Below are 22881 nucleotides of genomic sequence, written 5' to 3'. Positions count from 1 at the left end.
CGATGTCGTCGCCCCCAGGTCAGGGCCAAGTACGTACCGGCACATCACAAGGAGCGAACACATGCCCATCGCAACCCCCGAGGTCTACAACGAGATGCTCGACCGGGCGAAGGCAGGCAAGTTCGCCTACCCGGCCATCAACGTGACCTCGTCGCAGACGCTCCACGCCGCGCTGCGCGGCTTCGCGGAGGCGGAGAGCGACGGCATCATCCAGATCTCCACGGGTGGTGCGGAGTTCCTGGGCGGTCAGCACAAGAAGGACATGGTGACGGGCGCGGTCGCGCTCGCCGAGTTCGCGCACATCGTCGCCGCGAAGTACGACATCACCGTGGCCCTTCACACCGACCACTGCCCCAAGGACAAGCTGGACGGCTACGTCCGCCCGCTGCTCGCCATCTCCGAGGAGCGCGTGAAGGCCGGGCAGAACCCGCTCTTCCAGTCGCACATGTGGGACGGCTCCGCCGAGACCCTCGCGGACAACCTCACCATCGGCCAGGAGCTGCTGGCCAAGGCCGCCGCCGCCAAGATCGTCCTTGAGGTCGAGATCACCCCGACCGGCGGCGAGGAGGACGGCGTCACCCACGAGATCAACGACGAGCTCTACACGACGCCGGACGACGCGATCCGCACCGCCGAGGCCCTGGGCCTGGGCGAGAAGGGCCGCTACCTGCTGGCCGCCTCCTTCGGCAACGTCCACGGCGTCTACAAGCCGGGCAACGTCGTCCTCCGTCCCGAGTTGCTGGCGGACCTCCAGTCCAGCGTCGCCGAGAAGTTCGGCAAGGCCGCGGGCAGCCAGCCGTTCGACTTCGTCTTCCACGGCGGCTCCGGCTCCACCGAGGAGGAGATCGCCACCGCGCTGGGCAACGGTGTCGTCAAGATGAACATCGACACCGACACCCAGTACGCCTTCACCCGCCCGGTCGTGGACCACATGTTCCGCAACTACGACGGCGTGCTGAAGGTCGACGGCGAGGTCGGCAACAAGAAGCAGTACGACCCCCGCACCTGGGGCAAGGCCGCGGAGGCCGGCATGGCCGCCCGCGTCGTCGTCGGCTGCCAGAACCTGCGGTCGGCCGGCACCCGCCTCAAGTGACCGCCGGACAGGCCCTGAGATCCTGACCCACCGCGCCACCGGGCCCGGCTCCCTTCGGTTCACTTCCGAAGGGGGCCGGGCCCGCGCCGTTTCCCCGCACCCCGTCCCGTGAAAGGGCCGCCCGTGAGCTTCGACTTCGACACCCCCGTGGACCGGTACGGCACGTGGAGCGTGCAGTGGGACGGCGTCGCCGACCGGTTCGGGGTGGACGGGCTGCTGCCGTTCACCATCTCCGACATGGATTTCCCGGCCGCGCCCGTCATCCTGGAGGCGCTCCACCAGCGGGTGGCCCACGGCGTCTTCGGCTACACCGACTGGCGCCTCGGTGACTTCCGTCCGGCCGTCGCCCACTGGTTCGCCACCCGCCACGACACCGCCGTCGACACCGACCGGCTCGTCCATGCCCCCTCCGTCCTCAACCAGCTCTCCCAGCTCCTGCGGATGTGGACCGAGCCCGGCGACGAGGTCGTCCTGCACACCCCGACGTACGACGGGTTCCGCAAGGCCGTCGACGGCCTCGGCCGCGTCCGGGTGCCCGCGCCGCTGGACGACCCGGGCTTCGGCGTCCTGGACGGACTGCTCGCCCGTCCCCGCGCCCGGATCCTGCTGCTCTGCTCGCCGCACAACCCGACCGGCAAGGTGTGGAGCGCCGAGGAGCTGACCGCGCTCGCCGCCCTCGCCCGCCGCCACGGTGTGGCCGTCATCAGCGACGAGATCCACGCGGACTTCGTCCACCCGGGCCGCACCCACCTCCCTTGGACCCGCTTCGGCGCCCCTGACGAACGGTGGGCGCTCATCACCTCCGGCTCGAAGGCGTTCAACTTCCCCGCGCTGACCGGCTCGTACGGCTTCCTCGGCAGCGCGGAGGACCACGCCGAGTTCGTCCGGCGGATGGAGACCGGCGAAGGGCTCGCCTCGCCCGCCGTCCTGTCGCTCACCGCGCACATCGCCGCCTACCGGCACGGCGCCCCCTGGCTCGACGCGGCCCGCTCCTACATCGGCGGCAACCTCGCCCTGCTCGCCGACCGCCTCGGCGCGGCCTTCCCCGAGCTGGGCTGGACGCCGCCGGAGGCGGGCTACCTCGCCTGGATCGACCTGCGGCCGCTCGGCGTCGACGAGGACGCGCTCCAGCGGGTGCTGGTGGAGCGCGAGAAGGTCGCCATCATGCGCGGCTCCGTCTACGGGGCTCCGGGCTTCGTCCGGCTCAACGCGGGATGTGCCCGGGCCAAGGCGGAGGCCGGGGTGGAGGCGCTGATCAGGGCGGTGCGGGGCTGAGACCGGGGGCGGCCTGGACGCCTGCTCGGGGCCGCCGGCCACGGCGTACGGTCCGGACCCGCCTGGCCCCCGTGCGTTGGCAGGGCGCGGTGGGCGGCCCCACGATCGGTCCATGGCACCTCATCGGCGCGGGCGGCGGCGCGAGCGCGCGGCGGGCGGCGGAGCCATGGAGCGCGCCGGGGAGATCCGGCTGAAGGACGCCTCGGGCCGGTGGATGGTCCTCACCACCGTGCTGGGCTCCAGCATGGCCATGCTCGACTCGACCGTGGTCAACGTGGCGCTGCCGCGGATCGGCCGCGACCTCGACACCGACATGGCGGCGCTCCAGTGGACCGTCAACGCCTACATGGTCACCCTCGCCGGGCTGATCCTCCTCGGCGGGGCGCTCGGCGACCGGTTCGGGCGGCGGCGGGTCTTCGTCATCGGCGTCGTCTGGTTCGCGCTGGCCTCGCTCGCCTGCGGTCTCGCCCCCAACGACATCGTGCTCATCGCCGCCCGCGCCCTCCAGGGGGCCGGCGGGGCGCTGCTCACCCCCGGGTCGCTGGCGCTGATCCAGTCCGGGTTCCATCCGGACGACCGGGCGCGGGCGGTCGGGCTCTGGTCGGGGCTGGGCGGCGTCGGCTCGGCGATCGGCCCGTTCGTGGGCGGCTGGCTGGTGGACGGGCCCGGCTGGCGCTGGGTCTTCCTGCTCAACGTGCCGTTGGCCCTGGTCTGCGTACCGGTGGCGTTGCGGCACGTACCGGAGTCGTGGGACACCAGCGTGCCCGAGGGCGTGCGGGCCGGGCCGGACGGGCGGCGGCGGTTCGACGTGCTGGGGGCCGGGCTCGGCGCGCTGGCCCTGGCCCTGGTGACGTACGCGCTGATCGAGGCGGCCTCGGACGGGGCGTCGCCGCTGGTGGTCGGGTCGGCGGTGGCGGGGCTGGCGCTGGGCGTGGTCTTCGTCCGGGTGGAGCGGCGGCGCTCGGACCCCATGCTGCCGCTGTCGATCTTCTCCTCGTCCCTCTTCACCTCGGTGAACATCGTGACGTTCTGCGTCTACGCGGCGCTCGGCGGCTTCATGTTCCTCGCCGCCATCCAGCTCCAGGTGGTGGCCGGGTACTCGGCGCTGGGCGCGGGGACGGCGCTGCTGCCGACGACGGTGCTGATGCTGCTCTTCTCGGCCAAATCCGGTGAGCTGGGCCAGCGGATCGGTCCGCGCATCCCGTTGACGGTCGGCCCGCTGATCGCGGCGGCGGGCATGCTGCTGATGATCCGGGTCGGGCCTGGTGCCTCGTACCTGACCGACGTGCTGCCCGCCGTGGGGCTGCTGGGGGTGGGGCTGGTGACGATGGTGGCGCCGCTGACCGCGACCGTGCTGGCCTCGGTGGACGCGGGGAAGGCGGGGCTGGCCAGCGGCATCAACAACGCCGCCGCGCGGGCCGCCGGGCTCCTCGCGGTGGCCGCGCTGCCGCTGCTGGCGGGGATGTCGCCGGAGGCGTACCGGTCGGCGTCGGAGTTCGCCGGGGCCTTCCGCCGGGCGATGCCGATGTGCGCCGGGTTGCTGGTGATCGGTGCCGCCCTCGCCTGGTGGCAGGTACGCAGGCCCGCCGACGATCCGGCGCTGCGGCGGTCCGAGCCCAGGACCAGTTGTCCGATGGGGGCGCCGCCGCTGGAGCCGGAGCCGGACCGGTAGCGGAACTCGGGCAACGGCCAGGCAAACTGGAACCCATGTCGATTCACGAGAACCTGCTCGGGGGACCGCCCCCGACCCACCTGCCCGAAGACCCCGGTCCGCGCGACATGCTCGCCGCCGGTGCCGCCCCGGCCGATGTCGCCGCGAAGTACCCCACGTCCTCGCTGGCGTGGGCCCAGCTCGCCGACGCCGCCTTCGAGAACGGCAGCGTGGTCGAGTCCTACGCCTACGCGCGCACCGGCTACCACCGGGGCCTCGACTCCCTGCGCCGTTCCGGCTGGAAGGGCCATGGCCCGGTGCCGTGGGAGCACGAGCCGAACCGCGGCTTCCTGCGCGCCCTGCACGCGCTGGCGCGCGCCGCCGGGGCGATCGGGGAGCAGGCGGAGTACGAGCGCTGCACGGAGTTCCTGCGTGACTCCTCGCCGACGGCGGCCCAGACCCTGGGCTGATCCGGGCGGCGCCGACAGGCGCCGACAAGCGCCGACGAGGTGTGCGGTGCGAGGCCGGGCGGGGTTCCGCTCGGCCTTCGCCGTGTCCGGGGCGGCGGCGGGCGTCGGCTTGGTGGCGGCTCTGTCCACACCTGTGGACAAGGGGGCGCCGTGGTGAGGGCCGGTGCTCCCCGAGGCCCCCGGCAGGGCTCCCCCTCGCCCCTGTGTTCGCCCCGCCTTCCGTGCCGTTCGCACTCGCCTTGCAGTCGCGGCTCCGGCATCGGATGATGCGAGGTGAGCCCGTGCGCGCGGTCCGCGCGCCGGAGGGTTCGAGGGGACCGGAGCTCCCGCTTTCCACGGCACGTCGTGCGGTGGGCGGTCGAGCGGACCGCTACCCGGTAGTTCGTATCGAGGAGACAGAGATGTCGCACGACCTCGGTGCCACGGAAGCCGGTTCGGACACCCCGAATCTCGACTTCGCCGGTACCACCCCCTACGAGGACTACGTCCAGGCCGACGTCCTCACCCACCTCCAGCATCTGCGGTCGGACGACCCCGGCGAGATGGTGTTCCTGGTGACCACCCAGGTCATGGAGTTGTGGTTCACCGTCATCGTCCACGAGTGGGAGACCGCATCGGCGGCCCTGCGCCGGGACGACATCCCGACCGCGCTCGACGCCCTCAAGCGCTCGCTGCGCGAGATGGCCGCGCTCAACGAGTCGTGGCGGCCGCTCTCCGGGCTGACCCCGGCCCAGTTCAACTCCTACCGGGGTTCGCTCGGCGAGGGCTCCGGGTTCCAGTCGGCGATGTACCGGCGCATGGAGTTCCTGCTCGGGGACAAGTCCGCGTCGATGCTGGTCCCGCACCGGGGCGCGCCCCGCGTCCACGCCGAGCTGGAGAAGGCGCTGCACGAGCCGAGCCTCTACGACGAGGTCCTGCGCCTCCTCGCCCGGCGCGGCCACCCGATCCCGGCCGAGGTGCTGGACCGCGACCTCACCCAGCGCTACGAGCCGTCCAGCGAGGTCGAGGCCGTCTGGACCGCCATCTACGGCGCCCAGGGCGTCGGCCCCGCCACCGGGCCCGACGAGGCGGCCGACTCCGCCGCCGGGCGGCCCGCCGTCGACGCCGAGCTGCTGCGGCTCGGCGAGGTGCTGACCGACGTGGCCGAGCTGGTGTGGCGCTGGCGCAACGACCACCTGACCGCCACCCGCCGCGCGATGGGCGCCAAGACCGGCACCGGTGGCTCCGCCGGGGTCGCCTGGCTGGAGAAGCGCGCCGGCAAGACGGTCTTTCCCGAGCTGTGGACGGCTCGCAGCTATGTCTGAGGTCCGTCCAGCCCCGGGCACCGGGCCCGTCCCGGCCGCCGCACCCGTGGCGACGCCGACCACGTCCGCACGACCGACCACGTCCGTACGACCGACAGCACCCGGTGTCCCGCCGGTGGCTCCCGGGGAGGGGAAGCAGCGGATGAGCGTGACCGGGAGGGGGAGCGCGGGCGCCGAGGCTTACGCGCGCCTCGCCGAGGAGGCCGCCGAGCTCGACGCCCAGGACGTCCTGCGGTCCAAGCGTGAGGAGTTCGTCCTCGACGAGGGTTCGGTCTACCTGGACGGCAACTCCCTCGGCGCGCTGCCGAAGGCGGTGCCCGGGCGGGTCGCCGACGTGATCGGCCGGGAGTGGGGCCAGCTGCGTATCCGCTCCTGGACGGAGAGCGGCTGGTGGACGGCGCCCGAGCGGATCGGTGAGCGGATCGCGCCGCTGGTCGGGGCCGCCCCGGGCCAGGTCGTCGTCTCCGACTCGACCAGTGTCAACGTCTTCAAGGCGGTGGTCGGCGCGGTCCGCATCGCCCAGGGCCGGGACGCGGCGCGCGACGAGATCCTCGTCGACGCGGCGACCTTCCCGACCGACGGCTACATCGCCGAGTCGGCGGCCCGCTTCACCGGCTGCACCGTCCGCGCGGTCCAGGCGGGCGAGGTTGCCGCCGCGCTCGGCCCGCGTACCGCCGCCGTCCTCCTCAACCACGTCGACTACCGCACCGGCCGCCTCCACGACCTGCCCGGCCTCACCGCCGCCGTGCACGAGGCGGGGGCGCTCGCCGTCTGGGACCTGTGCCACAGCGCGGGTGCGCTGCCGGTCGGGCTGGACGCGCACGGGGTGGACCTCGCGGTCGGGTGCACGTACAAGTTCCTCAACGGCGGGCCAGGCGCGCCGGCGTTCTTCTACGTGCGCGCGGAGCACCAGGGGGAGTTCGACTCGCCGCTGCCGGGGTGGAACGGGCACGTGGAACCGTTCGGCATGGAGGCCGGGTTCCGGCCCGCCGACGGGGCGGTGCGGGGGCGCGTCGGGACGCCCGACATCCTCTCGCTGCTCGCCCTCGAAGCGGCGCTCGGCGTCTGGGAGGGCGTCGGACTCGACACCGTACGGGCGAAGTCGCTGGCGCTCACCGACTTCTTCCTGCGGTGCGTCGAGGCGTACGTGCCCGAGGGCCGGGTCGAGGTGGTGACGCCGGTCGGCCACGGTGAGCGGGGCAGTCAGGTGGCGCTGCGGTGCGCGGACGCGGCGCCGGTGATGGAGCGGCTCATCGCGGACGGCGTCGTCGGCGACTTCCGCAGCCCGGACATCCTGCGGTTCGGGTTCACCCCGCTGTACCTCGGCTTCGCCGACGTGGAACGGGCCGCGCGGGTCCTCGCCGAGACGCTCGGCTCGGCCTGATCCCACGGGCACCCCGCTCCCCGGGGCGGGGTGCCCACCGGCCGGGTCCGCCTGGCCGGGTCCTCCCGGCCCGGCGGCCGTGCCACAATCCAGCCAGTTGTGGCCGGTTGTGGCCAGGTGTGACTGGATGGCGAGTTGAGCCGAGGAGGACGACGGTGAGCGCAGCGCGGAGCGCGGCGGAGCGCGAGGCGGCGGAGGAGACCTCCCTGTTCGGGCACCCGGAGGCGGCGCCCGACACCACCTCGGCCTACGGCGACCACCCGGACCAGGTGGTGGACTTCTACGCGCCGCGCGGTCCGGGGGCGGCGCCCGGTACGCCCCTCGTCGTGGTGGTGCACGGCGGGGCGTGGCGGGCCGCGTACGACCGGCGGCACATCTCGCCGTTCGCCGCGTTCCTGGCGGGACGCGGGTTCGCGGTGGCGAGCGTCGAGTACCGGCGGGGGAGCGGCGGGGAGGTGGCCGGGCGCTGGCCCGACACCTTCGACGACATCGCCGCCGCCTTCGACGCGCTGCCGGAGCTGGCGGCCGCCGCCGTGCCCGAGGTGGTGCCGGGCCGTACGGTCTTCACCGGCCACTCCGCCGGCGGCCACCTCGCACTCTGGGCCGCGGCCCGGCACGTGCTGCCCGCCGGGTCACCGTGGCGGCTCCCCGGACCGCCGCCGGTGCGCGGTGTGGTGGCGCTGGCCCCCGTCGCCGACTTCGCCACCGCCGCCAGGCTCGACGTCTGCGGAGGCGCGGCCGCCCAGCTCCTCGGCGACGAGTACGAGCAGCGCCTGCCCCACGCCGACCCCGCCGCCCTGCTGCCCACCGGCATCGCCACCACCCTGGTCCAGGGCAGCGCCGACACAGAGGTCCCGCCCGCCGTCACCGAGGCGTACGCGGACGCGGCGACAGCGGCAGGCGAGATGCCCGGCTTCACCCTCATCGACGAAGTCGGCCACTTCCCCCTCATCGACCCGTCAGCAGCCGCCTGCGCCCTGGCAGCCGAGGAGATCACCCAACTGGCTTGGTGAGAGACCCCGTCCAGAGCGGGCGTCCCCTGGAGGCCGGCCCGTTCCGCGGTGCCGTATCCCTCCGACGACTGACGCGCCTGGGGAGCCGGACCGCTCCGGTAGCCGCCTGCAGGGCAGGACCCACCGGAGTGCGGCGCCATCGGCCCGCACCCCCTGGCCCTCCTGGCCCTCAGTGGCCCCCAGGCCCGGGCGTGCCCGCCCCCACCCTCCTGAGAGCGGACCTCCCCCTCAAGGCGGACCCCCAGCTATCCGTAACCAAGCGGACGCCACCCGCCCCCCGGGTGCCTACCGTGGTGGCATGACGCAGACCACGCGGATCACCTCGCCACCGCCCCCTCGCTCGTCCGGTATACGGAAGGGCCCGGAGGCCCAGTTCATCGCCGCAGGGCTGCGGGGGTTCCGTGAGGACCTGGTGCGGGGGGCCTGGGCGTACCGGCCGCTTCCGGTGCTGAGGGTGGTGGAGAACGACACGACGCGGTTGCCGGGGATGCGGTTCCTCATCTCCCGCGCGCCGCACCTGCTGGTCCTCGGTGCCGCTCTGTTCGCGTTCTTCGTCAGCCTCGCCACGGGCAATGCCGGGGCGTTGCCCGAGCAGATGGTGATCGGCCTGCTCGCGGTCGCCCCGGCGGTGCTGGCGGCGACCCGGCCGGTGGCCGCCTGGTGGCTGGCGCTGCCCGTCGGGTGCTTCGCCTCGGTGCTCACCGGGTACGGCGAGGATCTGCCGTTCGGCCCGGTCTCCTTCCTGGTCACGCTGATCGTGTCGGCGGTGGCCGCCGCCTGGCAGGGGCCGCGGGCGGCCTTGTGGATGTGGCTGGTCACCGCCGCCTTCTCGCTCTTCGTCGGCGGGATGATGGGGGTCGGCTCGGGCACCACGATCCCTCTGCTGTTCTTCCTGGGCCTGAGCCTCTGCGTGGTCAGCATCTGGCACTTCCGGCGGACCGCCCGGGAGACGGTCCGGGAGGCGCACCGCGAGGTGAGTGCCGAGCGGTCGGCGACGGCCGCCGAGCGGACCCGGGCGGTGCGGCTGGAGGAGCGCACCACCATCGCCCGCGAGCTGCACGACGTGGTGGCCCACCACATGTCGGTCGTGGCGATCCAGGCGGAGGCGGCCCCGTACCGGGTGGAGGACCCGCCGCAGGAGCTGGCCGACGCGTTCGCCGCGATCCGCGAGAACGCCGTGGCGGCCCTGACCGAGCTGCGCCGGGTCCTCGGCGTGGTCCGCGCCGACGACTACGAGGCCCCCGACGCCCCGCAGCCCGTCCTCGCCGACCTGGACCGGCTGCTCGACGGGGTCCGGGAGGCGGGCGTACCGGTGGAGAAGCTGGTCACCGGGCGGCGGCGGGAGCTGCCGCAGGGGGTGGAGCTGTCCGCGTACCGGATGGTGCAGGAGGCGCTGAGCAATGTGCTGCGGCACGCGCCGGGGGCCAGCGCGCGCGTGGAGCTGTCCTACGTCCCGGTCGGCCTCGGCCTGCGCGTCGTCAACGACCCGCCGGAGCGCCCCGCCGACCCCTCGCCCGGTGCGGGCCACGGCCTGACCGGGATGCGCGAGCGCGCCGCCGTGCTCGGGGGCGAACTGCACGCGGAGCCCAGCGACGACGGCGGCTTCGAGGTCGCCGCCTTCCTCCCGGCCCCGCTGCCCTCCCCCGACGAGGCGCCGCCGGCCGACCCCGCCGCCCCGGCCGCGACCGCGCCCACCGGAGCCGACCGCCCCGGAGCCGACCGCCCGGGAGCCGGGCCCTCCGGCGGTGCCGAGGCGCCCACCACTCCCCTCACCCTGATCAAGAAGGAGGACCGTTGACCGGAACCCGCCCTGTCCGGGTGCTGATCGCCGACGACCAGATGATGGTGCGGGAGGGGTTCTCCGTGCTGCTCGGCGCCATGCCGGACATCGAGGTGGTCGGCGAGGCGGTCAACGGCCGGGAGGCGGTCCGCCAGGTGGCCGCGCTCGACCCGGACGTGGTCCTGATGGACATCCGCATGCCGGAGCTGAGCGGCATCGAGGCCACCCGCGAGATCGTCGCCGCCGACGCCGCCGCGCGGGTGCTCATCCTCACCACCTTCGACCTGGACGAGTACGTCTACCAGGCGCTGCGCGCGGGCGCCTCCGGCTTCCTGCTCAAGGACGCCTCGGCCCGCCAGCTCGCCGAGGGCGTCCGCGTGGTGGCCAGCGGCGACGCGCTGCTCGCCCCGGGCGTCACGCGCCGCCTGATCACGGAGTTCTCCCGGCTCGCGGACCGGCCGCAGGTCCCCGACCCGGGCCAGTTCGGGGAGTTGACCGAGCGGGAGACGGAGGTGCTGGTCCAGATCGCGCAGGGCCTGTCGAACGCGGAGATCGCCGACCGGCTCTTCGTCGCCGAGTCCACGGTGAAGACGCACGTCTCGCGCATCCTGGTGAAGCTCTCCCTCCGCGACCGCACGCAGGCCGCCGTCTACGCCTACGAGGCGGGGCTGGTGACGCCCACGCCGGGCGGCCCGCGCTGACCCCGGCGCGGGCGGAGCCCGACCCTCCGCCCGCGCCGTACAACCTCCGTCCTCCGCGGCCGGTCAACCCCGTTGTCCGCCTGGCCGGGCATCTCAGCAGCGGCCCGGCGCACGGCGACTGACGGGCCGTTGGAGGCTCACGTGCGTACAAGACCCCTGGCCACCGCTCTGGTGCTGGCCCTGGCCGCCGGCGGCGGCGTGCTGGTCCTCGCCCCGGCCGCGACGGCGGCGCCCGAGCCCGGCGTCCCCGCCCTCCCGTACGACGTCAACGGCGACGGCTACGCCGAGTCGGTGGTCGGTGTTCCGGGCGGTGGCAAGGGCGGCTGCCTCACGGTCGTCCCCGGCTCCGCCAAGGGCCCGGTCACCGCCAAGCACCAGGTGATCAGCCAGGCGAGCCCCGGCGTCGGGGGCACCGATGAGAAGGGCGACGCGTTCGGCACCGCCCCCGTCCCCGCTCAGCTTCAGCCCGGCCTCCCTCGCCCTGCCGGCCAAGGCCACCGGTTTCGGCCACCACCTCGGCCACTGAGGAGGTGCCGGGCCAGGGGGCGGGGCGCCGCTCCGGGCGCCCCGCCTCACGGCAGGACCAGCGACCAGGCCGCGCCCCGCACCCGCCAGGTGCGGGTCCGCACCGGCCCGAGCGTCCGGCCGTCGGCCCGGTAGTGGAAGTCGGGCCCGGAGACCGTGACCACCCCGGCGTACGTGTCCCCGGGCGGAGGCGCCTCGTCGCCCGCCGCGGCGGCGCGCACCTCGGTGCGCACGCTCCCGTCGGTGCCGGGCGCCAGGGTCACCGAGTGGACCGGGCGGTCCAGGTCGGCGACGAGGCGGCCGTCCGCCTCCACGCGCAGGGGTATCGGTCCGGGGCGGGCGGCCGCGGTGCGCCGCAGCCAGGAGACGCGGCCCGCGGGGCGCGGCGGCGCCGGGACGTGCAGCTCGCCGAGGACCACGCCGTCGCTGTCGTCGACCAGCAGGTCCAGGCGGCGCGGCTCCCCGTCCAGCACCGCCCGGGCCGCCGCCACGGCGGAGGCGGGCACTCCGAGATGGCGGGCGAGGCGCAGGGCGCTGCCCGCGCCGATGGGCACCATGGCGAGGTCGGCCTCGGCCAGCTCCCGCTCCAGGTGCAGCTGGGTGACGGCGCGGACCAGCGAGCGGTCGTCGCCGATCAGTACCGGGCGCCGCGAGCCGCGCCGGGCCAGCGCGCGGGCGTACTCCCGGGGGCTCTCGGGGAGGCAGAGTTTGACCGGGGCGCCGGCGCTGAGCACGTCCTTCGCGATGCGGACGGATTCCCCGTCGAGGCGGCGGGCAGTGGGGTCCACGATGACCAGCAGCGACGGCGTGGTGGTCGTGGCGGGCTCTGGAGCCGACACCTCGGTCCTTCCTCGGGTAGCATCTTTGTGCAAAGGCCCCTTGCGCTCTTGCGCCAGGGGCTTCGTCTATTCGGGGGCATCCGGTCCGACAGTTCTCGGCCAACGGCGGTCGGCGTGTGCGCGTACGCGTGTGCGCCCTGGACTTGGACATGCCCCGCCCGGAAGGGGTGTACGCCTGTGCCCGCACTCGTGCTGCTCGGTGCTCAGTGGGGTGACGAAGGCAAGGGAAAGGCCACCGACCTGCTCGGTGGCTCAGTGGACTACGTGGTGCGTTACCAGGGCGGCAACAACGCCGGCCACACGGTCGTCGTCGGCGACCAGAAGTACGCGCTGCATCTGCTCCCTTCCGGAATCCTCTCCCCTGGGTGCGTGCCCGTCATCGGGAACGGTGTCGTCGTCGACCCGTCGGTCCTGCTCTCCGAGCTGAGCGGACTGAACGAGCGCGGCGTCGACACCTCCAAGCTGCTGATCAGCGGCAACGCCCACCTGATCACGCCGTACAACGTGATCATGGACAAGGTGTCGGAACGATTCCTCGGCAAGCGCCGGATCGGGACGACCGGGCGCGGTATCGGTCCGACCTACGCCGACAAGATCAACCGGACGGGTATCCGCGTCCAGGACCTCTACGACGAGTCGATCCTGCTCCAGAAGGTCGAGGCGGCGCTGGAGGTCAAGAACCAGCTGCTCTCCAAGGTCTACAACCGCCGGGCCGTCGAGGCCGAGCGGATCGTCGAGGAGATGCTGGTCCACGCGGACGCGATCCGCCCGTACGTCGCGGACACCACGCTCATCCTCAACCAGGCGCTGGACGAGGAGAAGGTGGTCCTCTTCGAGGGCGGCCAGGGCACGCTGCTCGACGTGGACCACGGCACCTATCCCTTCGTGACCTCCTCCAACCCGACCGCGGGCGGCGCCTGCACGGGCGCGGGAGTGGGGCCGACGAAGATCAGCCGGGTCATCGGCATCCTCAAGGCGTACACGACGCGCGTCGGGGCGGGCCCGTTCCCGACCGAGCTGTTCGACGAGGACGGCGAGGCGCTGCGCCGGATCGGCGGGGAGCGCGGTGTCACCACCGGCCGCGACCGCCGCTGCGGCTGGTTCGACGCGGTCATCGCGCGGTACGCGACCCGGGTCAACGGCCTCACCGACTTCTTCCTCACCAAGCTCGACGTCCTCACCGGCTGGGAGCGCATCCCGGTCTGCGTGGCGTACGAGATCGACGGGAAGCGCGTCGAGGAGCTGCCGTACAACCAGTCGGACTTCCACCACGCGAAGCCCGTCTACGAGTACCTGCCGGGCTGGTCCGAGGACATCACCAAGGCGCAGACCTTCGCCGACCTGCCGAAGAACGCGCAGGCGTACGTGAAGGCGCTGGAGGAGATGTCGGGCGCGCCGATCTCCGCGATCGGGGTCGGTCCCGGCCGGACCGAGACGATCCAGATCAACTCCTTCGTCTGACCGACCTGGGTGTGAGCGCGGCGGGGCCGCGGGGACCGGAGACGGACCCCGCGGCCCCGCCGCCCTTCCGTGCGCCGTCCGTCAGGCGAAGCGGATCTCGACCGGCTCGGGCCCCCCGTCGCCGAGGGCGGGGCGGGCGAAGACCGGCTTCGGGCGCAGGGAGAAGTCCTCCATCCGGGCCCGGGCGAGGTGGCGGGGGGCGCCGTCCGACAGGGCGGAGGTGACCAGGTAGGCGCGGCGCTCGGCGTCGACGGGGGTGATCCGGAACAGTTCGGTCTGCGGGAACCGGGGCGGATACGACGGCATGACGATCAGCGGCCGGACGGCGACCGGCTCGCCCGCCTCCTCCGGGGTGACCAGGCCGACGCCGGAGCGGTCGGCCTTCTCGATCACGAAGGTGTCGGGGCCGTGCTGGGGCTGGGCCGACAGCAGCCACTGCTCGGGGCGCTGGTCGCCGACGAGGTCGGTGAAGAGCCGCCCGTCCCGGACGAAGGCGGGGGCGCCGCGCAGCCACAGGGTCAGCGGCGACATCGGCTGGTCGCGGGCGTCCTCGGCGGCGTGGGCGGAGGGGGTGAGGACGGCTCCGGCGGCCAGCGCGGCGAGCGAGGCCGCGCCTGTCCTCAGGAACGTCCGGCGGGCGGTGCCTTCGGCGGGGGTCATGGTGGGTACTCCTCAAGGCGTGGGGGAAATGCCGGTGACGGACCGGTTCACTCAACGACGCCGTGCCCCGTTGGTAACCCGCGTCCCCCAGGTCTCCCGCCTCGCGGGGTATGCGTGAGGAGGCCCCCCGCCGTACGGCGGCGGAGTGCCCGACGAGCGAGGGAGAACCGTGAGCGAGATCGACATCCAGGACCGGATCGCCGCCGTGCACCGGGAGATCGGCGACCTGCCGTTCCAGGAGGGGGACGGCAGGTCGGTGCTGCTGCGCCGCCGCTTCGACGCGCCCGTCATGGACGTGTGGGCCGCCTGCACCGACCCGGAGCTGATCGCCCGCTGGCTGACCCCCGTCACCGGCGACCTGCACCCGGGCAACCGCTACGAGGCCGAGGGCCTGGCCTCCGGCCAGGTGCTGCGCTGCGAGTCCCCGAACCTGGTCAAGGCCACCTGGGAGTACGGCCCCGACTCGGTCACCGAGATCGAGGTACGCCTCACCGACGCCCCCGGCCACTCCACCGCCTTCGAGCTGGAACACACCTCGGCCGCCGCCACCGTCGACTCCCTGGTACGCCAACAGGGCCCGGTCGGCCCCGTCGGCGTCGGCGCCGGCTGGGACGTCGCCCTGCTCGCCCTCGACCACGTCCTCTCCGGCGCGCCCTTCGACCGCGCCGCCTGGACCGGGGGCCCCGAGTCCCGTGCCTACGCCCGCCTCAGCCACCGGGCGTGGGGCGACGCGGCCGGGGCCTACTGGGAGCTGGACGCCGACGGGGTCGACGCGGTGGTGGCCTTCGCGGACCAGCGCTTCCTGCCGGGCGGGGCAGGGGAGTAGGGGCCGGGGCGCGGGGCCACCTGGCTCACGGCAGCGGGACCGGGGTCACCTCCAGCTCGGCGAGCAGCTCCCGTACGCGCCGCTCGACGGCGTCCCGGACGAGGCGTACGGCCGGGAGCTCCTGCCCGGCCGGGTCGTCCAGGGCCCAGTCGCGGTAGGCGGTGCCCGGCAGGACCGGGCAGGCGTCGCCGCACCCCATCGTCACGACGAGGTCGGCCGCCCGGACGGCGTCGGGGGTCAGGGCGCGCGGCCGGGCGTGGGTCAGGTCGAGGCCGACCTCGGCCATGGCGGCGACGGCGACGGGGTTGACCGTGTCGGCGGGGGCCGATCCGGCCGAGCGGACCTCGACGGCGCCGCCCGCGAGGTGGGTGAGGAAGGCGGCGGCCATCTGGGAGCGCCCGGCGTTGTGGACGCAGACGAAGAGCACGGAGGGGAGGGCGGGAGCGGGGGCGGCCGGGGTGGCGGCGGGGGCCGGTTCAGGCGCGGGCACGGGCGGTGTTCTCCTCGGGGGTGAGGGCGGGGTGGCCGTCCGGCTCCGTGGGGGCGGGGAAGAACCGCCGGGTGCGCAGGGCCACGTGGACCAGGCCGATCAGGACGGGCACCTCGATGAGCGGGCCGACGACTCCGGCGAGGGCCTGGCCCGAGGTGGCGCCGAAGGTGGCGATGGAGACGGCGATGGCGAGTTCGAAGTTGTTGCCCGCGGCGGTGAAGGCGAGCGTGGCGGCCCTCGGGTAGTCGAGCCCGACGGCCCGGCCCAGCGCCAGCGACCCCGCCCACATCACGGCGAAGTAGACCAGCAGCGGCAGGGCGATCCGGGCGACGTCCAGCGGACGGGAGGTGATGGCCTCGCCCTGGAGCGCGAAGAGGACCACGATGGTGAAGAGGAGCCCGTAGAGGGCGAAGGGGCCGAGGCGCGGGAGCAGTCTCGCCTCGTACCAGGTGCGGCCCTTGGCGCGTTCGCCGACGCGGCGGGTGAGGAATCCGGCCGCCAGCGGGACGCCGAGGAAGAGCAGGACCGAGCGGGCGATCTCCCAGACCGAGACGTCCAGCGAGGTCTGCGCGAGACCGAGCCATCCGGGCAGGACGGAGAGGTAGAACCAGCCGAGCAGGCTGAACGCCGCCACCTGGAAGACCGAGTTGACCGCCACCAGCACGGCGGCGGCCTCGCGGTCGCCGCAGGCGAGGTCGTTCCAGATGACGACCATGGCGATGCAGCGGGCCAGCCCCACGATGATCAGGCCGGTGCGGTACTCCGGCAGGTCGGGCAGGAAGAGCCAGGCCAGGGCGAACATCAGCGCCGGGCCGAGCACCCAGTTGAGGACCAGCGAGGGCACGAGCAGCCGCCGGTCGCGGGTGACGGTGCCCAGCCGGTCGTACCGGACCTTGGCGAGGACCGGGTACATCATCACCAGCAGGCCGAGGGCGATCGGCAGCGAGACCCCGGTGACGCTGACCCCCGCCAGCGCGTCGCCGAGACCGGGGACCGCCCGGCCCAGGACCAGTCCGGCGGCCATGGCGAGCAGGATCCACCAGGCGAGGTGGCGGTCGAGGAAGGAGAGGCGGCCGGCGACGGGCCCGCTCATGAGGCGGGCGCCGCGTCCGGGGCGGGCCGGGTGAGGACGGCGGCGAGCCGGTCGGTGGCGGCGGGCAGCAGCCGGTAGTGGACCCAGGTGCCGCGCCGTTCGGAGGCGATCAGCCCGGCCTCGCGGAGCAGTTTCAGGTGGTGCGAGATGGTCGGCTGGGAGAGCGCGAAGGCCGGGGTGAGGTCGCAGACGCAGATCTCGCCGCCGGCCCGGGAGGCGATCATCGACAGCAGGCGCAGCCGCACCGGGTCCCCGAGCGCCTTGAAGACGGGGGCGAGCTCCGCGGCCTGGTCCTCGTCGAGGGGGGCGGTCAGCAGGGTGGGGCAGCAGCTCTCGGCGGCGCCGTCCCCGGTGCCGTCGGGCTGGAGCACCGCAAGCTCTTGTTTCGACATGCGTCTATGTTGACATTCCTCGATGCAGCCCGCAACCTTGCATCGAAATCCATCGATCCAGCCCCGCCGTGCCGTCCCTGCCGGCCGTGCTTCCGCCTTCTGCGTCGGCGCGGCACGGCAGGGCGGGCCGCGGCTCGGCTCCCCGACCTCGGGAGACCACCATGTCCCGCGCCCAACTCGCCCTCAACGTCCCCGACCTGGACGCCTCCGTCGCCTTCTACTCCCGCCTCTTCGGCGCCGAGCCCGCCAAACTCCGGCCCGGCTACGCCAACTTCGCCCTCACCGAGCCGCCCCTGAAGCTCGTCCTCATCCAGGGCGAGCCCGGCGGGGAGACCCGCCTCGACCACCTCGGCGTCGAGGTCGGCACCACCGACGAGGTCACCGCCGCCACCACCCGGCTCAAGGAGGTGGGCCTCGCCACCTTCGAGGAGAACGACACCTCCTGCTGCTACGCCCTCCAGGACAAGGTCTGGGTGCACGGCCCGGGCCGCGAGCCCTGGGAGGTGTACGTGGTCAAGGCGGACGCCGAGGGGATGGGGCCGGGGGCCGCGCCGGAGGCGGAGGGCGGTCGCGGGGAGGCGGGCCGTACGGCGGGGAGCGGTTGCTGCGCGGGGTGAGCTCCGGCGGGCGGCGCGCCGGACGGTCCGGTCCGGGCGCCGCCCCTCGGGCGGGCTCAGGGCCCCTTGCGGTTCGCCCAGGCGTGCAGCACCTCTTCCTCTCCGGCGGCGTCCAGGTTCATCGCGGCGTCGATCAGGCCGAGGTGGGTGAAGGCCTGCGGGTAGTTGCCGAGCAAAGTGCCGTCGCGGGTCATCTCCTCGGCGAAGAGCCCGAACTGGCCGATCCGGGAGCAGAGTTCCTCGTACCGGCGGTGGGCCTCCTCGGTCCGGCCCGCCAGCACCAGCGCCGAGACCATGGTGAAGGAGCTGAGCAGGAAGCCGCCCTCGGGGGTGTTGATGCCGTCGTCGGTCGCCACGGGGTCGTACCGGTGGACCAGCCAGCCGTCCTCGCCCAGCTCCTCGTCGATGCGGTCGAGGGTCGAGACGACTCTGGGGTCGGTGCCGTCCAGGAAGCCGAGCAGCGCCACGGCGAGCAGGGAGGCGTCGAGGTTGGTGGAGCCGTAGGACTGGGTGAAGGCTCCGACGGTCTCGTTCCACCCTCGGATGAGGATCTCCTCGCGGACCGCGTCGCGTTCACGCCGCCACCGGCCGAGGTCGGGGCGTTCGTCACCCATCAGTTCCGCCAGCCGGACGCCGCGGTCGAGGCAGACCCAGGCGTAGAGCTTGGAGCTGGTCCAGTGCCGCGGCTTGTTCCGCACCTCCCAGATCCCGTCGTCGGGCTCCCGCCATCTGCCGGCCGCCGCGTTCACCACCGCGTACACGGCCGCCAGTTCCTCGGCCCCCAGCGCCTCCCCGGAGTCGAGGGCGGCTCGCTGGTAGACGTAGGCGGCGTCGAGCACCTGCCCGTAGACGTCCAGTTGGTGCTGGGTGAAGGCGGTGTTGCCGTGGCGGACCGGGGGCGAGTCGCGGTAGCCGGAGAGGTGTCCGAGGACGGCCTCCTCGCCCTCGGGGCGGCCGTCGATGTCGAGCATGGGGTGCAGGACGCCGTCGGCCCGGACACTGTGGTCCAGCAGGATGCGCAGGTACCTGGCCGCCTCCGCGCGGTGCCCGAGGCGCATGAGGACGAGGACGACCAGGGCGGCGTCGCGGTGCCAGAGGTACCGGTAGTCCCAGTTGCGCTCGCCGCCGATCCACTCCGGCAGCGAGGTGGTGGCCGCCGCGAGCAGGGCGCCGGTGTCCGTGGCCATCAGCCCGCGGACGGTGAGGGCGCTGCGCCGGACGCGGTCGGCACCGAACCCCTTGTAGCTGTTCCGCGCGTCCCAGGCCCGCCAGGCGGCCACCGTCTCCTCGCGTGTCCGGCGCACCAGCTCCAGGGTGAGCGGCTCCGGCGGGCTCCCGTCGTAGCCGAGCAGGACGGCGAGGCTCTCCCCCTCGCACAGGTCGGCGTCGAGGGTCACCACGCCGTCGTCGGTGAGACGGGCGCGCGGGGGCTGGGCCAGGTCGGAGGCGGTGCCGAGCCAGAGGCCGGCCCCCGCCTCCCGGAGGACGCCGCCCTCGTCGGCGTCCTCCGTCCAGCGGGGAGCGGCACGGGCGTGGTCGGGGCGCGCGTCGACGCGGTGGCCGACCCTCGCCCGGCCGCGGACACAGGTGAGGACGCGGACCAGCATGCCCCGCGGGGCCACCTCGTGGATGTCGTCGGATCCCGGGCCGTGGGCGGCGAGGAAGTCCTCACCCACCACCTCTCCCTGCGGGGTGGTCCAGCCGTTCTCCACCAGCAGCGTCGCGTCGGCGTACCGCCTGTCGGGAGATCCGGCCCCGGTCACCCGCACCTCCCAGGCGCCGCCGACGCGCCGGTCCAGCAGCCGGGTGAAGACCGACGGGCCGTCGAACCGGGGGGCGCAGAGCCATTCCACGGCCGCGTCCGGCCCGATCAGGGCGGCGGTACGGCAGTCCGAGAGGAAGGCCAGCGAGCCGAGCGGGGGCCAGTCGTCCGCCGTGCCGGGAAGGCCGGGCCACCCGGCGGTCACGAGTTCAGCTCCGGCAGCACCTCGGCGCCGAAGGCGTCGATGAAGGCCATCTGGTTCTCCTTGCCGACCTGGTGCAGCATCACCTCGTCGAAGCCGTGGGCCCCCTGCCGGGCCAGCCATTCCGCGTGGTGCCCGAGGTCGTCGGAGACGACGACGTAGGGCTCCAGGTGGCGCGGCTCGATCATCCTGGCCGCCTGCTCGAAGTGTTCGGGCAGCGGGATCTCCCAGCCGACGTCACTGCCGAGGACCGCCTCGCGCCACTGGTCGTGCGCGGCGGCGAGCGCCTCCCGCCGGGTCGGTGCCCAGGACAGGTGCGCCTGGAGCACGGCGGGTCCCCGGCCGCCGGCCTCGCGGTAGGCGGCGAGGGTCTCCCGCTGGGCCTCTTCGGGCTGGTTGATGGTGATCAGGCCGTCGGCCCAGCCGGCGGCCCGTCGGGCCGTCGCGGGCGTGACGGCGGCACCGAGCAGAATCGGCGGACGCTCCGGCAGGGACCACAGCCTGGCCCGGTCCACGCGGACGAGTCCGTCGTGGGAGACCTCCTCGCCGGCGAAGAGCGCCCGCATGACCTCGACGCACTCCTCCAGGCGCCGGGTGCGTTCCCCCTTCGACGGCCAGCGGTCTCCGGTGATGTGCTCGTTGAGCGCCTGCCCCGTGCCGAGTGCCACCCAGAGCCGACTCGGGTACATCTGGGCGAGGGTGGCGGCGGCCTGCGCCAGCACCGCCGGGTGGTACCGCCGGCCCGGCGCGGTGACCACCCCCATCGACAGCTCGGTGGAGGCGAGCGCGGCCCCGAGCCAAGGCCAGGCGTGGCCGGAGTGGCCCTGCCGGGAACTCCACGGCGCGAAGTGGTCGGAGCACATGCCGGAGGCGAAACCGGCGTCCTGGGCCGCCTTGAGCAGGACCAGCAGCTCGGCCGGAGGGAACTGCTCGTGTGACGCGTGGTAGCCGTAAGCGGTCAAAGCCGGTCTCTCCCGTTTCGCTTCCGAGGCCGTTTCCGTACCCGAAACCGCGGGCCGCGGCGGGCCCGGGCCCGGGCCCGTGCCGTACGCCTCACCGTCTTCTGCCAACGTAAGCGCTCTATCCCTTTTCCGCCGTTCGGGCCGGGCGTGCCGGATGTCGCCGCGCGGGCGCCCGTCCCGCGTCCCGCACCTCCTCGTCCGGCCCGCCGTGGGCCCGCGCCGCCGCCTGCCGCGACCACCGGGGCGCACTGTCACCGACGTGATCGCCGCCACTGACAACCGGGTCCCTCGGCCGGAGTGGGGCGAAGCGGACTGGCCGGTACTCCCTGTACCTGCCTCAAGGCGGCCATGTCATCATCGACCGCTCAACCACCCGGTCCCCCGCACCGTCTGAGACACCAGGACGCCACCGCCACGCCCGGCGGGCGCCTCGCGTCCCGGCCGTCCGGCCGCACCGCCCGTCCCCGTACCGAACCGGAGGAATCGCCCCCCGTACCGAAGCAGCGCCCTGACCCGGCCTCACCCCCACCCGCCGCCCCGGTCCGTACGCCACCAGCGTCGTGCCGGGACGCAGCGCCCGGCCACGGCCACCGCTCGCTGCCACCTGGCCCGCAGCGCTCATCCTCCGATCACCGACCCAGCCGCACGCCCCGGGACAGGGGCGCCGGTGCCCAGGCGGAACCGCCGCCCCGACCTCCCGTCAGAGGCCGTCGGCCGGAACCGCCGCCGGGCCCGTCGGCGTACTCCCCACCGGAGTCCGGCCGTCGGACACGGGAACGGCCCCGCCCCACCTGTCCGCCACCCTTCACAGATGCGAGCACCTGTCATGCCCATAGCCACACCCATACGGACCGTACGTACCGCCCGTTCCTCCATAGCCACCTGGCTCACCCGCCGCTACCTCGGCCGCATGCGCCGCAAGGGGACCTCACTCGACCTGAGCGCCCTCTCCAAGCTGCCGGAACCGGCCCTGCTGCCGCTCCGCCGCCACGGTCTCGACCCCGTCCCCGAGCTCGGCGCCCTGCGTGACCGCGAGCCCGTCAGCCGGCTCCCCGTCCCCGCCGTCCCGGTCTGGCTGGTCACCGGATACGACGAGGCCAAGGAAGTCCTGGGCGACGCCCGCGCCTTCAGCAACGACTTCGCCCATCTCGTCGGCCACAACGGCGTCGCCGAACACCACGAGCCGGGCGGCCTCGGTTTCGCCGACCCGCCGGACCACACCCGGCTGCGCCGCCTGCTCACCCCCGAGTTCACGATGCGGCGCCTCTCGCGGCTCACCCCGCTCATCCACGCGATCACCGAGGAACGGCTCGACGCGCTCGCCGCGGCCGCCGACGCGGACGGCCGGGTCGACCTGGTCGAGCACTTCGCGCTGCCCGTCCCGGCCCTGGTCATCTGCGAACTCCTCGGGGTGCCCTACGAGGAGCGCGACGCCTTCCAGCAGTTCTCCGTGGCCCGGTTTGACGTCCTGGGCGGCCTCGGCGCCTCCTTCGGCGCCATCTCGCAGTCCCGCGAGTACCTGCGGGGCGTCATCGAGCAGCAGCGCCGCCGGCCCGGCGACGGCCTCCTCGGCATGATCATCCGCGAGCACGGCGACTCCGTCACCGACGAGGAGCTGACCGGCCTCGCCGACGGCGTGCTCACCGGCGGCCTGGAGACCACCGCCAGCATGCTGGCGCTCGGCACCCTGGTCATGCTCCAGGACCGCGCCCACTTCACGGCGATGCGCGAGGCGGACGACCCGGCCGCCGTCGCCACCCCGTTCGTCGACGAGCTCCTGCGCCACCTCACCGTGGTGCAGACCGCGTTCCCCCGGTTCGCCCGCGAGAACACCGTGGTCGGCGGCCAGGCGATCTCGGCCGGGGACATCGTCATCGTCTCCCTGAGCGCCGCCGACCGCGACAAGCGGCTCGGCCCAGCCATGGACACCTTCGACCCGTCCCGCCCGCCCGCCTCCTCCCACCTCGCCTTCGGCTACGGCATCCACCGCTGTGTCGGCGCCGAACTCGGCCGGATGGAACTGCGCGCCGCCTTCCCGCTCCTGGTCGACCGCTTCCCCGACCTCCGCCTCGCCGTGGAGCCCCAGAACCTGGCGTTCCGCAAGCTGTCGATCGTCTACGGCGTCGACTCGCTGCCGGTCCGCCTGAAGTGACCCGGGCCACGGGGCCGCCGGGACCGTACGTCCGGCTCGGGCGATGTTTCACGTGAAACATCGCCCGATGTCCGGTTGGCGGCTCCGGCCCGGCCTCCCGCCACCCGATTCCGTGATCGACACCCTCGCCCGGGCCCACTCCCTAAGGTGGGCGGGATGAGCACCCCGTCCGTCAGAGCCACGCTGGCCCAGCCGCCCTTGACCTATCTGACCTCGGCCGAACCCTGGC

At 74.0% G+C, this 22881-nt stretch carries 21 protein-coding genes; 14 read left to right on the top strand and 7 right to left on the bottom strand.

What is annotated here, in order from left to right; translation table 11 throughout:
- Positions 1 to 43: 43 nt before the first annotated feature.
- The 10 genes from fbaA to ACFWMZ_RS06620 all read left to right on the top strand — a co-directional run bounded on the left by fbaA (position 44) and on the right by ACFWMZ_RS06620 (position 11331).
- Positions 44 to 1093 carry a class II fructose-bisphosphate aldolase gene (fbaA, locus tag ACFWMZ_RS06665; RefSeq protein WP_383181217.1) on the top strand — a complete coding sequence of 350 codons (1050 nt, stop codon included), beginning with the start codon at positions 44 to 46 and terminating at the stop codon, positions 1091 to 1093.
- Positions 1094 to 1216: 123 nt separating this feature from the next.
- Positions 1217 to 2368: a MalY/PatB family protein gene (locus ACFWMZ_RS06660; RefSeq protein WP_383199803.1), complete on the top strand. Its 1152-nt coding sequence runs from the start codon at positions 1217 to 1219 to the stop codon at positions 2366 to 2368.
- A 112-nt stretch (positions 2369 to 2480) separates the two neighbouring features.
- Positions 2481 to 4040 (top strand): MFS transporter, encoded by a 1560-nt coding sequence (locus tag ACFWMZ_RS06655; RefSeq protein ID WP_383181114.1) that lies wholly within the window; start codon positions 2481 to 2483, stop codon positions 4038 to 4040.
- A gap of 35 nt (positions 4041 to 4075) precedes the next feature.
- Complete coding sequence (locus ACFWMZ_RS06650; RefSeq protein WP_383181117.1) at positions 4076 to 4489, top strand: DUF3151 domain-containing protein; 414 nt, start codon at positions 4076 to 4078, stop codon at positions 4487 to 4489.
- 401 nt (positions 4490 to 4890) lie between these two features.
- Positions 4891 to 5793, top strand: coding sequence for a tryptophan 2,3-dioxygenase family protein (locus ACFWMZ_RS06645; protein WP_383181120.1), 903 nt, complete (start codon positions 4891 to 4893; stop codon positions 5791 to 5793).
- 142 nt (positions 5794 to 5935) lie between these two features.
- Entirely contained in the window at positions 5936 to 7177 is a 1242-nt protein-coding gene (gene kynU / locus ACFWMZ_RS06640) for a kynureninase (RefSeq protein WP_383199801.1), read from the top strand.
- Positions 7178 to 7332: 155 nt separating this feature from the next.
- Positions 7333 to 8190 (top strand): alpha/beta hydrolase, encoded by an 858-nt coding sequence (locus ACFWMZ_RS06635; protein ID WP_383199799.1) that lies wholly within the window; start codon positions 7333 to 7335, stop codon positions 8188 to 8190.
- Positions 8191 to 8488: 298 nt separating this feature from the next.
- On the top strand, positions 8489 to 9988 hold the full coding sequence (locus ACFWMZ_RS06630; RefSeq protein WP_383181129.1) for a sensor histidine kinase: 1500 nt from the start codon (positions 8489 to 8491) through the stop codon (positions 9986 to 9988).
- Positions 9985 to 10671: a response regulator gene (locus ACFWMZ_RS06625; RefSeq protein ID WP_383181132.1), complete on the top strand. Its 687-nt coding sequence runs from the start codon at positions 9985 to 9987 to the stop codon at positions 10669 to 10671. Before ACFWMZ_RS06630 ends, ACFWMZ_RS06625 begins: the two co-directional genes overlap by 4 nt.
- 141 nt (positions 10672 to 10812) lie before the next feature.
- Positions 10813 to 11331 carry a hypothetical protein gene (locus ACFWMZ_RS06620; RefSeq protein WP_383199797.1) on the top strand — a complete coding sequence of 173 codons (519 nt, stop codon included), beginning with the start codon at positions 10813 to 10815 and terminating at the stop codon, positions 11329 to 11331.
- On the opposite strand, the gene ACFWMZ_RS06615 is transcribed toward ACFWMZ_RS06620, so the two are convergent.
- Positions 11244 to 12035 carry a diacylglycerol kinase gene (locus ACFWMZ_RS06615; RefSeq protein WP_383199795.1) on the bottom strand — a complete coding sequence of 264 codons (792 nt, stop codon included), beginning with the start codon at positions 12033 to 12035 and terminating at the stop codon, positions 11244 to 11246. The two genes, ACFWMZ_RS06620 and ACFWMZ_RS06615, sit on opposite strands and share 88 nt — an antisense overlap.
- 177 nt (positions 12036 to 12212) lie before the next feature.
- Here ACFWMZ_RS06615 and ACFWMZ_RS06610 point away from each other — a divergent pair, with 177 nt between their 5' ends.
- Positions 12213 to 13496, top strand: a complete 1284-nt coding sequence (locus ACFWMZ_RS06610; protein WP_237897137.1) for an adenylosuccinate synthase — start codon at positions 12213 to 12215, stop codon at positions 13494 to 13496.
- Between the two features lie 81 nt (positions 13497 to 13577).
- Here ACFWMZ_RS06610 and ACFWMZ_RS06605 read toward each other — a convergent pair whose 3' ends face one another.
- Positions 13578 to 14156: an I66 family serine proteinase inhibitor gene (locus ACFWMZ_RS06605; RefSeq protein ID WP_383199793.1), complete on the bottom strand. Its 579-nt coding sequence runs from the start codon at positions 14154 to 14156 to the stop codon at positions 13578 to 13580.
- Positions 14157 to 14325: 169 nt separating this feature from the next.
- Between ACFWMZ_RS06605 and ACFWMZ_RS06600 the strand changes: the two genes are divergently transcribed.
- Positions 14326 to 14982 carry an SRPBCC family protein gene (locus ACFWMZ_RS06600; RefSeq protein WP_383199791.1) on the top strand — a complete coding sequence of 219 codons (657 nt, stop codon included), beginning with the start codon at positions 14326 to 14328 and terminating at the stop codon, positions 14980 to 14982.
- Between the two features lie 25 nt (positions 14983 to 15007).
- Here the strand turns inward: ACFWMZ_RS06600 and ACFWMZ_RS06595 are convergent, their stop codons facing one another.
- The 3 genes from ACFWMZ_RS06595 to ACFWMZ_RS06585 are packed head-to-tail and all read right to left on the bottom strand — an operon-like array spanning position 15008 to position 16957.
- Positions 15008 to 15472, bottom strand: coding sequence for an arsenate reductase ArsC (locus ACFWMZ_RS06595; RefSeq protein WP_383181147.1), 465 nt, complete (start codon positions 15470 to 15472; stop codon positions 15008 to 15010).
- On the bottom strand, positions 15459 to 16565 hold the full coding sequence (gene arsB / locus ACFWMZ_RS06590) for an ACR3 family arsenite efflux transporter (RefSeq protein ID WP_383181150.1): 1107 nt from the start codon (positions 16563 to 16565) through the stop codon (positions 15459 to 15461). Before arsB ends, ACFWMZ_RS06595 begins: the two co-directional genes overlap by 14 nt.
- The gene (locus ACFWMZ_RS06585; RefSeq protein WP_383181153.1) at positions 16562 to 16957 is read right to left on the bottom strand and encodes an ArsR/SmtB family transcription factor; all 396 of its coding nucleotides are present in this window, start codon (positions 16955 to 16957) and stop codon (positions 16562 to 16564) included. Before ACFWMZ_RS06585 ends, arsB begins: the two co-directional genes overlap by 4 nt.
- Before the next feature lie 161 nt (positions 16958 to 17118).
- Here ACFWMZ_RS06585 and ACFWMZ_RS06580 point away from each other — a divergent pair, with 161 nt between their 5' ends.
- Positions 17119 to 17574 carry an ArsI/CadI family heavy metal resistance metalloenzyme gene (locus tag ACFWMZ_RS06580; protein WP_383199789.1) on the top strand — a complete coding sequence of 152 codons (456 nt, stop codon included), beginning with the start codon at positions 17119 to 17121 and terminating at the stop codon, positions 17572 to 17574.
- Between the two features lie 56 nt (positions 17575 to 17630).
- Here ACFWMZ_RS06580 and ACFWMZ_RS06575 read toward each other — a convergent pair whose 3' ends face one another.
- Positions 17631 to 19541 carry a glycoside hydrolase family 15 protein gene (locus tag ACFWMZ_RS06575; protein ID WP_383199787.1) on the bottom strand — a complete coding sequence of 637 codons (1911 nt, stop codon included), beginning with the start codon at positions 19539 to 19541 and terminating at the stop codon, positions 17631 to 17633.
- Positions 19538 to 20500, bottom strand: a complete 963-nt coding sequence (locus ACFWMZ_RS06570; RefSeq protein ID WP_383181162.1) for a TIGR03885 family FMN-dependent LLM class oxidoreductase — start codon at positions 20498 to 20500, stop codon at positions 19538 to 19540. The genes ACFWMZ_RS06575 and ACFWMZ_RS06570 overlap by 4 nt, the downstream gene beginning before the upstream one ends.
- An 826-nt stretch (positions 20501 to 21326) precedes the next feature.
- Here ACFWMZ_RS06570 and ACFWMZ_RS06565 point away from each other — a divergent pair.
- Complete coding sequence (locus ACFWMZ_RS06565; RefSeq protein WP_383181220.1) at positions 21327 to 22652, top strand: cytochrome P450; 1326 nt, start codon at positions 21327 to 21329, stop codon at positions 22650 to 22652.
- Positions 22653 to 22881: the final 229 nt, after the last annotated feature.

Origin of the sequence: Streptomyces sp. NPDC058373 (assembly GCF_042723275.1) — a bacterium.
Taxonomy (GTDB): domain Bacteria; phylum Actinomycetota; class Actinomycetes; order Streptomycetales; family Streptomycetaceae; genus Streptomyces.
Note: the sequence above shows the minus strand (reverse complement) of the source record. Positions and strands in the feature narration are given on the sequence as shown.